This is a genomic window from Acidobacteriota bacterium (assembly GCA_020853395.1).
Lineage (GTDB): Bacteria > Acidobacteriota > Vicinamibacteria > Vicinamibacterales > SCN-69-37 > JADYYY01.
Window position 1 is genome coordinate 304107 of sequence record JADYYY010000011.1, and the last position, 12672, is coordinate 316778.

10 protein-coding genes are annotated in these 12672 nt (G+C 69.4%); 6 read left to right on the forward strand and 4 right to left on the reverse strand.

From position 1 onward, the window contains the following. The first annotated feature begins 319 nt into the window (after positions 1–319). Positions 320–1249 carry a sugar phosphate isomerase/epimerase gene (locus IT184_12610; GenBank protein MCC7009643.1) on the forward strand — a complete coding sequence of 310 codons (930 nt, stop codon included), beginning with the start codon at positions 320–322 and terminating at the stop codon, positions 1247–1249. Between the two features lie 72 nt (positions 1250–1321). Here IT184_12610 and IT184_12615 read toward each other — a convergent pair whose 3' ends face one another. Beyond that, complete coding sequence (locus tag IT184_12615) at positions 1322–1657, reverse strand: hypothetical protein (protein MCC7009644.1); 336 nt, start codon at positions 1655–1657, stop codon at positions 1322–1324. A 303-nt stretch (positions 1658–1960) separates the two neighbouring features. On the opposite strand from IT184_12615, the gene IT184_12620 reads away from it, so the two are divergent. Then, positions 1961–3067, forward strand: coding sequence for a YihY/virulence factor BrkB family protein (locus IT184_12620; protein MCC7009645.1), 1107 nt, complete (start codon positions 1961–1963; stop codon positions 3065–3067). Here IT184_12620 and IT184_12625 read toward each other — a convergent pair. Further along, a complete protein-coding gene (locus IT184_12625; protein MCC7009646.1) occupies positions 3042–3956 on the reverse strand; it encodes a sugar phosphate isomerase/epimerase in 915 nt (304 codons plus the stop codon). The genes IT184_12620 and IT184_12625 overlap by 26 nt on opposite strands. A gap of 430 nt (positions 3957–4386) precedes the next feature. On the opposite strand from IT184_12625, the gene IT184_12630 reads away from it, so the two are divergent. Next, entirely contained in the window at positions 4387–4962 is a 576-nt protein-coding gene (locus IT184_12630) for a DUF4142 domain-containing protein (protein ID MCC7009647.1), read from the forward strand. A gap of 142 nt (positions 4963–5104) precedes the next feature. Beyond that, the gene (locus IT184_12635; GenBank protein ID MCC7009648.1) at positions 5105–6379 is read left to right on the forward strand and encodes a Tm-1-like ATP-binding domain-containing protein; all 1275 of its coding nucleotides are present in this window, start codon (positions 5105–5107) and stop codon (positions 6377–6379) included. A gap of 192 nt (positions 6380–6571) precedes the next feature. On the opposite strand, the gene IT184_12640 is transcribed toward IT184_12635, so the two are convergent. Together IT184_12640 and IT184_12645 are read right to left on the reverse strand one after the other, a co-directional pair. After that, positions 6572–7861: an exo-alpha-sialidase gene (locus tag IT184_12640; GenBank protein ID MCC7009649.1), complete on the reverse strand. Its 1290-nt coding sequence runs from the start codon at positions 7859–7861 to the stop codon at positions 6572–6574. Positions 7862–7863: 2 nt separating this feature from the next. Continuing rightward, complete coding sequence (locus IT184_12645) at positions 7864–10701, reverse strand: TonB-dependent receptor (GenBank protein MCC7009650.1); 2838 nt, start codon at positions 10699–10701, stop codon at positions 7864–7866. A 104-nt stretch (positions 10702–10805) separates the two neighbouring features. Between IT184_12645 and IT184_12650 the strand changes: the two genes are divergently transcribed. Beyond that, a complete protein-coding gene (locus IT184_12650) occupies positions 10806–12128 on the forward strand; it encodes a HAMP domain-containing histidine kinase (protein MCC7009651.1) in 1323 nt (440 codons plus the stop codon). After that, positions 12121–12660, forward strand: coding sequence for a response regulator (locus IT184_12655; protein MCC7009652.1), 540 nt, complete (start codon positions 12121–12123; stop codon positions 12658–12660). The genes IT184_12650 and IT184_12655 overlap by 8 nt, the downstream gene beginning before the upstream one ends. The last annotated feature ends 12 nt before the right edge of the window (positions 12661–12672 follow it).

Consider the following 12672-nt stretch of genomic DNA (forward strand, 5'->3'; position numbering starts at 1 on the left):
GCGGGCCTGCCGATGTCCGTGGATCGATCCATCGGCCATCCCGCTCGACCCCGTCACCTCGAACGCCGGGCTGCGGAAGGGCTCGAATGTCATCTGAATGGGGAACAGCATAGCCGACGAGGCGCTCATCCGGTCATGCAGCGCGCCGTCGTTCGGTTCGGCGAGGTTTCCGTGTCGAGATCGGCATTCGGCGGTCGCCGGCGGCGGCCATGACGGTAGTTCGAATCGGCTCCTCCCCGTCTCGAGCGGGACGTGCCGGACCGTTGCCCCCCTGGGGTGCGGATCCTGGACTACAATCCTCCATTCGGAGGAGAGAAGGATGGCTGCAATCTCGAGACGTGAGTTCCTGGAGAAGTCGGCGGTCGGATCGGCGATGGCGGGCGTGCTGGCCGCCGGCGGCGCGCGGGTCGGCGCGAACCCGCTCGGCTTGCCCATCGGGAGTCAGACGTATCCGCACCGGCAGTTGATCGCCGACGGCAAGTTCGTCGACCTGCTCAAGCAGCTCAAGAGCATCGGCGTCGATCAGATCGAACTGTGCGGTTCCCTTCCGGGTGGCACGTTCTATCAGGAGTTCAACAGCCTGATGAGCGATCCCAAGGCCGTGCGCAAGCAGATCGAAGACAACGGTCTCAAGGCGATCAGTTGCCACTTCATGTTCACTGAGCTCCGCGACAACCTGCAGCGGGCGATCGCCTGGTCGAAGGACATGGGCCTCGAGCAGATCATGGTGCCGACGATCAAGAGCGCGATTCCCGGGCAGCCGATCAGTGGACCGAATCCGCTCGACGAGGCCAAGCAGCTCGTCGATCAGTTCCACAAGATGGCCGAGCAGATCGTCAGGGCCGGCATGCGCGCCGGCGCGCACAACGAGGCGTTCGACCTGGTGAAGCTGCCCGACGGCACGTTCGTCTACGATCACGTCATCCAGATGACCGATCCGAAGCTCATCGGCTTCCAGTTCCAGATGTCGACCTACAGCGTCGGGATGGTCGCGTCCGAGTACTTCAAGAAGCACCCGGGCCGGTTCTTCTCGATGCACGTGCAGGATCTCGACATCAAGGCCGGCCGGACGCCGGTCGTCAACGGCCGCGGCGGCGGCTACGCGCAGACGGCGGTGGGCCAGGGCGGGCTCGATTGGGCAGGGACGTTCGCGGCCGCGCGCACCGGCGGCGTGAAGAACTTCTTCGTCGAGCAGAACATGGAGATGACGAAGGCGAGCGTGGCCGCGCTCAAGGCGATGAAAAGCTAGAGCGCCAGCCCAGAGGGAGCCGGCGCTCCGGTACACGTCGGATCCGCCCGGACGAGAGTCCGGGCGGGCTGACTACTTGCTGGTCTTGCCGGCGAGCGCCGTCGCGACGCGCTGGCCCTGTTCGAAGTAGTAGCTCACCGTCACGGTATCGCCGGCGCCGCACGCACCGGTCTTGGCCGTCCCCGGCGTGAGCTTGAACGGAACCTCCGTCTTCTTGTTCTCGGCCGGCACGATCACTGCCGTCGCATCGTCGACCGACTTGATCGTGCCGCGCAACGTCGACGTGCGGCGGGCTTCCTGCCCACGCGCCTCCAGCGTCGCCACCATCGGGCTCACCGGCCCTGCCATCGCCGTCGCAGCCACGAGGGCCACGAGCACTCCACCTGCCACGTTCACCATCTTCTTCATCGTTTCCCTTCCTCGGCGTGCGCAATCCGCCACCGCACGTGATGGGACCTGTGGTGGGTGAAGTCGGCGCGCAAGGCTCACGCAGCCTTCGGCAACACTCGGGTTGACGATGAACATCACGGCGCGCGACCCCGCAGCACCCGATGGGGACTCCAGGACACTGCTGGGTCAGCGGGATGTGGTTGCGGAGGACCGAACGACCGCGCAACCCACTGAGGTCACTTTGAAGCGTATCACAGGCGGCCGGCGAACGCCGGAGCGCATGCTGTCCCGCGCGATCCGGAAGATGACCGCCCTGCGGCCATGCAGGGCGTGCGGGTGCCGGCGAGCGCGACGCGCGATTGTGCCGCGCTGCGCCGCCGTCGCCTGTCTGCTTGGCCGAAAGGTTGCAACTCGGGCGATGTGCTCGCGTACTTCAAGACCTCGCTGAGCTGGAGCGAGCTGTTCAAGCGCACGGTGAGGGAAACGCAGGCCGACAACGGGCTCGGCCTGGCGGCCCAGCTCGCGTACTACTTCTTCCTGGCGCTGTTTCCGGCGCTGCTCTTCCTGATCGCGCTGGCAGGCCTCTTCGCCAGCGCCGACGTGATCAACCAGATCGTCGCGATGATGGGCGGCGCCGCGCCGCCAGACGTGATCGCCATCGTGCGCGAGCAGTTGCTGAAGCTCGCCGAGAGCGACCAGGGAGGCATCATGACGTTCGGCGCGCTGGCTGCGCTCTGGAGCAGCTCGGCCGCGATGGTCGCCCTCATCGACGCGCTCAACCGCGCCTACGACGTCGAGGACGCACGCCCCTGGTGGAGACAGCGCCTCACGGCGATCCTGCTGACCATCGGCGTGGCGGCCTTCATCGTCCTGTCCTTTGCGCTGGTCGTCGCCGGGCCGGAGCTGGCCAGCAGCGTGGCGGATCGGTTCGGGCTGGGCACCGCCTTCGAGTGGACCTGGACGATCCTGCAGTGGCCGATCGTGTTCGCGCTGGTGGCCTTCGCGTTCGGCCTCATCTACTACTTCGCACCCGACGTCGACCAGGACTGGGTGTTCCTCACGCCAGGTTCGGTGCTCGCCACGGCGCTCTGGCTCGTCGGCTCTCTGGGATTCCGGTTCTACGTCGTGAACTTCGGCTCGTACAACGAAACGTATGGGGCCATCGGCGGCGTGATGGTCCTGATGCTCTGGCTCTACATCTCCGGGCTCGTCGTCGTCATCGGCGCCGAGATGAACGCGGAGATCGAGCACGCCTCGCCGTACGGCAAGGCGCCCGGCGAGAAACGCCCAGGCGAGCGCACCTGCATCGGACCACGAGCCGAACGGGAGTTCTTCGAGCGGCGGCGGCGAGCGCGGCCGGAGCCATTCCTCCAGCCGGCGGACCTCGGCCAGCCGGCGTCGTCTAGCTCGCGAGGTTCGTCTGGATGATCTCCGTCGCAGTCCGCGAGCCGCGCACGATGTCGGCCGGCGGGCTGGTGATCTCGATCGAGTACTTGCCCCGGTAGCCGCCGCCTTCCACGAGGCGCACCAGCTCGCCGACGTCGTAGCCAGGCGCGTAGTCCGCGTCGAACCGATCGACCTTGGCCGAAATCAGCCCAGCGTGCGGGAGGAGCTTGCGCGTGAACTCGAGACGCTGCGCCTGGTTCTCGACCCGGAAGTTGCCCCAATCGACGATGGCCCGGACGCGCGGATCGACCGCCTTCATGATCGACACGAGCGTGTCGGGATCGCTGCTATGGCCGCCGTGGTTCTCTGGCATCGGCATGACGCCGATCGTCGCGCCGAAGTCGGCCAGCTCACGATAGGACTCGGCCGTGATCTTCAGATCCAGCGGCTCGCCCTGCCGGCCGCCCACGTCGGCGCGCACCGTCGGCGCCCCGAGCGCCGCGGCGATCCGCATGCCCTCCTTGATCTCGGCGATCGACTTCGCGCGCACGGCCGGATCGGGCGCCGACATCTGCCCGCCGAGCTGGAAGTTGATGAACGCGACGCCCACCTTGTCGGCTGCGGAACGGACCCGTTCGGCATAGGCAATCGTCCGCTCGTCCAGGTGGTTGATGATGATCTCGAGCTGGCGAAGTCCGAGCTCCTCGCGCACGAACTTCGGCGCGTCGATCGCCGTCATCACCGCGCGTTCGGGTGCCGGGGCGTTCGGGCTGCGGCCCGCCGCGAGCAGGTGCCGGAAGCTCCAGGTCGCGATGCCGATCCGCGCGAGCGGGTCGGCCTGGCGGGCGGCGCTCGCCGGTGCGGCGGAGAACAACGGCGTAGCCAGGACGATCGACCCGCGCTTCAGGAAGTCTCGGCGGTGCAGGCTCATGGGCGCCTCATCGGATGGACGTGGTGCGGGCACTATAGCAGCGCCGGACCGCTCGAGCACACCTCCGGCGTGGAAATCGCGAGCCGCCACGCAAACGGGCTGCATCGACGAACCCGGCCAGCCGGGAACGTCCAGCGTTCCATCCCGAGTGGCGCGCGAGTCGCGATCTCCCGCTCCCGCGGTGCCGACCGCGCCAGGAGCGTATCTCTCGACGCGCCCAAGGCGAGACGCGGCGAGCGGCAGAGGCGGCCTCGTCACCGCCGCGGTCAACTCGACTACGTAAGACATGGATACCGTGAGCGTCTGCGTGGCCGCGGACTGTGTCGTGGCGTGCCTCGCGGCGGCGAGCCGATAAGCGTCCGCGCGGTACGGCTTGTGCACTGATGTCGCGCATCCACTCCCCAGGCGGCATTGGACGCATGGAGGACACATGAAACTCGCACGCCACACGTTTCTCACGGCCAGCGCGATCATCGCAGCTATCACCGTCGGCGCAGCCGAGCAGCGCGGAGCACAGCCAGCGCCGGCAGAGCCGCCGCGCGCGACGCAGGCGACCGCCGGCCTGCCGCAGACGAGCGCCGAGTTCGTCGCGAAAGCGTCCGATGCGGGTGCGGCCGAGGTGGCCCAGGCCAAGCTCGCGATGACGCGCGCGTCGAATCCGGACGTCAAGGCATTCGCGTCGCGCATGGCGCAGGATCACGCCAGCCTCAACAGCGCGCTCATGGGCGTCGCCGCCCAGCAGAACCTCGAGGCGCCGGCCGCCCGTGCCGCGGAGAGCCGCGCCACCGAGAAGCTGGGCGGCCTGTCGGGTGCCGCGTTCGATCGTGAGTACATGTCGGGTCAGGTCGCGGCCCACATGGACGCCATCCGGCTGTTCGAGCACGAGGCCGAGCAGGGCAGCGATGCGGCGGTCAAGGCGTGGGCGCAGAAGACGCTGCCGGCGTTGCGAGATCACCTGAAGATGGCGCAGGACGTCGCCGCGAAGGTCTCGCAGCCTGCGAAGTGAGCTGCGCGCGGCGTCGCGCGATGCGGCCGCGAGCTCCTCCTCACCGGATGGGCCCGCGGCCGTCGTCCGTACAGACGCTGGTCGACCGATGCTCCGGCTCGCATGCTGTACGCTATCCACCGGTTCGACGGCGAGGTGACGCGTGGCGATTGCGGTGTGCGGAATGCTGGACGAACGAGAAGTCGGGCTGCAGCTCATTCGAACGTACCTCGAGCAACGCGGGCACGAGGCGGTCGTCGTCGATTTCAGCATCGGGACCGGCGGTATCGCGCCGACGCTGCGCGCCGACATCACGTGCGACGACGTGGCGATCGCGGGCGGCACGACGAGCGCCGAGATCAGGGCCGGGCTTTCGAGCGAACGCGACAAAGTGACGGCCGCGATGGCGCGCGGGCTGGCCGCGAGGCTCGACGATCTCCACCGCGCCGGACGCCTGCAGGGCGTCATCGCCGTCGCCGGCATGACCGGCACGCTGATCTCGCTGCCGGCGTTCAAGGCGCTGCCCTTCGGGCTGCCGAAAGTGCTGGTGTCGAGCGCGGCGGCGCTGCCGCGCTACGCCGACTACTACGCGCAGTTCTTCAGCCTCAACGACATCACCGTGATGCACAGCGTCGTCGACACCGTCGGCATGAACGGGATGCTGCGGACGATCCTGCGCAATGCGGCCGGCGCCGTGTGCGGCATGGTGGACAGCTACGAAGGGCCCGTCAAGGCGACGAAACCGGCCGTGGCGATCACCGAGTACGGGTTCGCCGAGCAGTGCGCGCACTACGTGCGGGAGCAGCTCGAGCACGAGTTCGATCTGGTGTCGTTCCATGCGCAAGGACTCGGCGACATGGCCTTCGAGCACCTCGTCGGGCAGCGCCTGTTCGACGGCGCGATCGATCTCGTGCCCTCGGCCATCGGCGAGTACATCCTCGGCGGCAATCGCCCGTCGGGGCCCGATCGTCTGGAGAACGCCGGCACGGCGGGCATCCCGTACGTGCTCGCGCCGTGCGGCTTCGACATCCTCAGCTCTGGGCCGATCTCCAGAAAGGACGGCAACGACCCGCTCTGGACGTCGCGCCGGCTCGCGGAGCGGAAGATGTTCCTTCAGGATTCCGCGAGAGTGCAGGTGCGCACGAGCGCCGACGAGATGAAGCTCGTCGCGCGCACCGTCGCGGAGAGGCTGAACCGGTATCCGAACCGCGCGCTCGTCAAGTTCCTCGTGCCGACGCGTGGGTTCTCGACGCTGGGTGCGGCGGGCGGACCGCTCCACGAGCCCGACACCGATCGCGCCTTCGTCGACGAGCTGAAGCAGCTTCTGGATCCGGACATCGAGGTGATCGAGGTCGACACCCACCTCAACACGCCCGAGTTCGCGAGGGCGGTCGTCGCCGCCTTCAGGGCCGCGTGGGCGCTGCGAGTCGCACGCTGAGCCGAGGAACGCCGTCGCCACGGGTCGCCGAACATCCGTGCGACGAACTTCGCGATACCTACGACGCCGAACGACAGTTACTTCGGGCACCGCCCAGACGCGGCGCGCCAAGCGGACACCGGCGACACCTCGCCGTCGCCGATAGCGCACGCGCTCGGCCGGCTGCAGAGCCGGCGTCGCTCGCGACGCGTGTCAGCGGGTTGGCGGGGGCAATCGACGAGCGTGGATGCCGGGTGAGGTGGCGCTGCTCGCGGCCCATGCCGCGACGAACCCATCTCCCACCGCCGCGATCGCGGGATAGATGCCGTCCTCCGTTAGCGTGACCGGCGCCTGCGGGCCCGGAGCCCACCCATCGCGTTCGCGCTTCACGATGTCGCGGGTCCGCACCTCATGGCGGTCGTCGATGAGCGCTTCCCAGACCAGCGCGACGCGAGATCCCGCCACGGCGATCTGCGGATGCGCAGCGTGCCGGGCGCCAGGTTCGGCGTCGATTCGGACGCGAGGGGCGAAGGTCGCGCCCCGATCCGTCGAGACGCTGTAGAAGACCGCCTTGCGGCCCGTCCCTTCCTCGCCGGCGGCGTCGTGAACGAACGTCGGCCAGGCGATATGGACGGCGCCGTCGGCGCTGACGCCGATCGACGGACCATCTTCCGGGCAGCCGTCGATCTTCCAGCCATCCTGGCTGACACGCACCGGCGCGCCGAAGGTTCCGCCGCCGTCTGTCGAGCGCGCCACCGCGATGTCGCGGATGCTGCCGTCATAGACGTGCCGCCAGGCCACGTAGAGCGCGCCGTCCGGCGCGACGGCGACGCTCGTCTTGCAGCAGAAACAGACGTTCGTCGCCACGCGCGTCTCGATGCGCTCGCCGCCATCCTGCCAACGCGCGTGAAACAGATCCTGCCGCGAGCCGCCGGCGTGCGCGGCATGGCCGCCGCCGGCCGCCGCGCCTTCGTGCGCGTTGCGCCCGTCGAGCCACACCGCATGGACGGCGTGCGTGCCGGCGGCCAGCGACAGCCACCCGCGCGCTCCTGACAGCGCATCGTCGTGCACCGTCACAGACGGGCCGAAGGTGCGGCCACCGTCGGTGGACCGCGCGGCCCGCAGGCGCGCTCGCCCATCGGCCCGCGACGCCCATCCGACGACGATCGTGTCGTCGGCGAACGCGACGCGCGGCGGCTGTTCGCCGCTCACGCGCACGTCGCCGTTCACGTCGTTCACGCGTACCGGCGTCGCGAACGTCGTCCCGCCGTCGCTGCTCGCGGCGGCGAACGCGTTCGTCTTTCCGGCGGCCGTCGCCGCCCACACGACGACGACGCTCGCACCGTTCGCGGCAATCGACGCGCCGGCGTTGGACGCGTTCGGAGTGCCGAGCACGATATCGGAACGACCGGGCGTCGGCGCCGGCGCACAGGCCGCGAGCGCGACGACGATGCTGGCCGCCGCGATGCCGGCGCCGGTAGACGACCGTGAACGATGGGACATGCTCAATACCGCACCCGCAAGCCCACTTGGAGCGAGCGAGGTTCGCCCACGACGGTCACTTGGCCGAAATTCGCGGCCGGGCTCGAGGGATAGGAGCCCGTGCCGAAGACGCCGATGCGTGCCACGTCGTTGCGCTGGTTGAGCAGGTTGAAGATGTCGAGCAGCCCTTCGATCGTGGTGCGCCGGCCGAACGTGAACGCGCGGCTCACGCGCATGTTCACCATGGAGAACGGGCTGCCGGTGCCGGCGTTGCGCGCGATGAAGCGCCCGTCGACCACGGGACGCGCCGGAGTGCCCTGGATCGTGTTGGCGCCGGTCGTGATGTTGAACGGCAGCGCCGAGTAGGCTTGGACGACACCGCTCACCTGGAACCCGCGCGTGACGGCCTGCCAGAGGCCCGAGGCCGCCGCCGCCGGTACGGCGGCGGTCGTAAGAACCATGAGCGTGTGTCGGCGGTCGCTGTCCGATCGCCCCCAGTCCTTCGACAGGTCGAACGGATCGATCGGCGAGGCGAAGAACGTCTCGCCGACGTTGTTCATCGCCTTTGCCAGCGTGTACGCGGCTCGGTAGCTGAGCCAGCCGGCCGGCCGCTGGACGATCGAGACGTGCAGCGCCTTGTAGTCCGACGCGCCCGCCGACGAGTACTGGTTGTTGTTGGCATAGGCGGCATTCGGCCGGCACCCGTTGTTGCTCCCCGATGCCGTGCAGGCCGGCACGTTCTGGTTGATCTGCATGATGAGCTCGCGGCCGCGCACGTAATCGACGCCGACGCTGACGCTGCCCTGGGCGGCGATCTGCCGCTCGAACTCGACGCTCGCCTGGTCGGCATGCGCGTTCCGGATGTGCCGGTCCATCGTCGTCAAGTTCACCAGCGTCGTCGTCGGCACGACGTCGCCGAGCACGCGCGGGAACGACGGCGCGCCAGCCTGCGCCGGCGACAGGCTGACGCTGATCTGCCGGAGCGCGGTGAGATCCGTGGTGTTGCCGGCCGAGAGCAGCGCGTTCGCGAGCGCGCGCAGCGGGATCCGATCGTAGAAGCGGCCGTAGCTCGCGCGAAGGACCGACCGGCCGGAGTCGGACGGCGACCACACGATGCCGACCCTGGGCGAGAGGTTGTCGGTGTCGACGTGGATCGTCTCGAGGAACTGCAGGTCGTAGCGAAGTCCCACGTTGAGCGTCAGCCGGTCGCGGACGCGCCACTCGTCCTGCACGTACAGGCCCACGTTCGGATTGCGCTGCGCAACGGTCGTCTCCCCGAACGTCTGTGTGAATCCCGCCGTGTTGTAGGTGCCCGCCAGGAAGTTGGCCAGCGACGAGAACGAGTAGCTGCCGCGAAACGCCCGTGGATACGTGATCGTGACGTCGTTGTGCAGCAGGTCCAGCCCGACGCGCAGCGCATGCGCGCCGGCCTGGTGCGAGAGGTTGGTGACGACCTCGATCATGTTCGACACCCTCCCGGTCGGGCTTCCCGAGGAGGTGCCGAACGCGGCGATTCCGGCGATGCTCACTGCCGGTCCCACCGGGTCGGACGGCGGGGCGCTCAGTGCGCTGCGCGCGAACTGGGCGCGCGTTTCGAGCACGGTGCGGTCCGAGAGGGATCGAACGTGGCCGGCGGCAATCGTCTGGTCGAGGTTGTCGAGGCCAGATGACGCCGACGGCGCGTTGATGCCGCCGGCGCCGCGAGCATTCCGGCTGGCGGCATCGTAGAGGCTGTAGCGAAGGAAGACGTGATCGCCGTCGGCGAAGTGGTGATCCAGCCTGGCCACGCCGTGCGTCGTGTCGATCGGGTTCGCGTACACGCCGGTCGCGGCTCCTGGTCCACCGTATCCGACGTCCGCCAGCCGGCGGTTGATGGCGGCGGCGTCGGCGGCGGAGATCGTCACGATGCCGGACTGATCGAGCCGGCGCACCTCGACGTTGCCGAAGAAGAACGTGCGGTTGCGGGCGATCGGTCCGCCCAACGTCGCACCGGCCTGGTCCTGGTGCATCGGCAGCGTGCGGCCCGAGAGCGCGTTCTTCGCGGTCAGCCCGTCGTCGCGCACGAACGTGTACATCTCGGCGCGCAGGTCGTTCGTGCCGCTCCGCGTGACGACGTTGACGTAGCCGCCGAGCGCGCGTCCGAGCTCGGCCTGCCCTCCCGACGTGACCACCTGCACCTGCTCCAGCGCGTCCACGCCGAACGAGATGCCGCTCAGTGCGGCCGCATCGTCGTTGGCCGATAGCCCGTCGACGATGAAGCTGTTCGAGAGATTCCGCTGGCCGCTGACCGACAGGCTCACGCCCGGCACCGCGGACGTCTCGGCGAAGAGCTGGGTGCCGCCGCCGACGTTCGGCGGTGCGACGCCCGGCACGAGCAGCGCCAGGTCGAGGAAGTTGCGCCCGTTGAGCGGCATCGCCGTGATCTCGGTTCGCGGGACGGTGGCGGCGATCTGGCTGCGGGCCGTCTCGATGATGGGCGCATCGGCCGTGACGGTGACGGCGTCCTCGATGGCGCCCACGGCGAGCACGAACGGTACGTCGAAGGCCCCACTCACGTTGAGGACCAGCCGCCGCGTCGCGGTCGCGAACCCACGCGCGCGGACCGCGATCTCGTAGGGGCCGACGCGCAAATACGGAAACCGGAACCGGCCCACGTCGTCCGTGACGGCCGTCGAGGTCACGTTCGTGTCGAGCTGGCGAACGCGGACGTCCGCGCCGGCGATGCCCGCCTCGGAGGCGTCGAGCACGCGCCCACTGATGCTGCCGTAGTTGACCGTTTCCTGGCCGCGCGCGGTGGCCGCCGCGCCGAGGCAAAGGAGGAAGGGGATGATGGCGACGAGAAGGGGACGGACGAGACGCATAACCGCATCAGCATTTCACGCTCGCGCGGCCGACGTGGTGCGGCAAATTGCCGCATGCCCGCGGCGCCGCGGCAAAGCCGGTATGCTCTGTGGCAAGAGTCGGCATGGCACACGTGGCGGGCGCGAACGACGCGGGTGTGGCGGGTGACGGAAGCAGGCCGCCGGTCACGCTGACGTGGCTCGTGACCGTGCGGTGGACGACGCTCGGCGCCGGCGCGGGCGCGATGCTGGCCGGCCATCGGGCGCTCGAGGTCTCGGCGCCGCTCGTACCGTCCGTCGCGCTGCTGCTGGCGAGCGCGGCGTCGAACGGCTGGCTGCTGTGGCGCGTGCGGGCCCGTCCTGCGCCGTCGCTGCCGGCGATGGCAGGCCTGCTGATCTGCGCCGATGTCCTGCTGCTGTCCTGGCTGATCTGGCGATCCGGTGGGGTGCTGAATCCCGCGAGCATCTTCTATCTCGTGCAGATCGTCGTCGCGGCGCTGGTGCTCGGTCCCGTGTGGACGTGGACGGTGACGGCGCTGGCGGTCGGTACGTACGCGGCGCTGTTCGTGGCGATGCCGGAGCAGTTGGCCGCCGCGCAGTCCATGCACCCGGAGATCCGGCTGCACATGCAGGGCATGTGGGTGGCGTTCGCCGGCACGGCGCTCATCGTCGCCGTCCTGGTGGCTCGGCTGGCGATCGCGGTCGAGCGCCGCGATCGGGCGCTGGCGGCGCTTCGCGATCAGACGGCGCGCGCGACACGCGTAGCCGGCCTGGCGACGCTCGCGGCCGGCGCGGCCCACGAGCTGAGCACGCCGCTCGCGACGATCGTCGTCGCGGCGGGCGAGCTCGAACGGAGCGTGGTCGACGGCGGCGGCACACCGGAATGGCAGCACGATGCCAACCTCATTCGCCTGGAGGCCAGCCGCTGCCGCGACATCCTCGATTCGATGGCGGGCGGCAGCGGTGAGGTGCTGGGCGATGCGCCGCAGCCCGTCAACGTGTCGGAGGTGATCGCGGCGGCGACCGGCCGGCTGAACGCCGCCGATCGTGCGCGCGTGATGGTGGACGTCGCCGGCGACGTGCGCGTCGTCTGGCCGCTCCGCGTCGTCGCCCGCGCGGTCGGCAATCTGCTGAGGAACGCCGCGCAGGCCTCGGGCGACCGCGAGCACATTCGGCTCGACGTGAAGGCCGACGGCGATCTGATTCGGCTTTCCGTGATCGATCGCGGCACCGGCATGTCGCCCGAGCAGCTTGGACGCGCCGGCGAGCCGTTCTTCACGACCAAGCCGGCGGGCGAGGGCACGGGCCTCGGCTTGTTCGTCACGCGATCCTCCGTCGAGCAGCTCGGCGGCCGACTGATCCTCTCGTCGAGACCGGAGCGCGGCACGACGGCCACAATCGAGCTGCCCCGCGACGTGATCGGGCCGAGGACGGGCGCTCGTGCTTGAATCCGCCTCGCTCCTCGTGGTCGAAGACGACGACGTGCTGCGGGAGCGGCTGGCGCGGGCGTTGGCCGCGCGCGGCTTCGACGTCCGTACGGCATCGACCGCCGGCGAGGCGGAACGCCTGGCGCGTGAAGAACCCCCCGAGCTCGTCCTGCTCGACCTGCGGATCGGCGCCGAGAGCGGCTTGTCGCTGATTCCGATGCTGAAGGCGGCCGATCCCGGCACACGCATCGTGGTGCTGACCGGCTATGGCAGCGTCGCGACGGCGGTCCAGGCCGTGCGCCTTGGCGCGCACCACTACTTGACCAAGCCCGCGGACGTGGACGAGATCCTCGCCGCCTTCCGCCTCGACGAGCCGGCCGTCGACGCGCGCGTCGACGACATGAAGCCCATGTCGCTCGATCGCGTGGAGTGGGAGCACATCAACCGGGTGCTGGCCGAGTGCGGCGGCAACGTGTCGGAAGCTGCGCGAATGCTCGGCCTGCACCGTCGGACGCTGCAACGCAAGCTCGCAAAGCTTCCGGCCAGACGTTGACGGAGGCGGAGC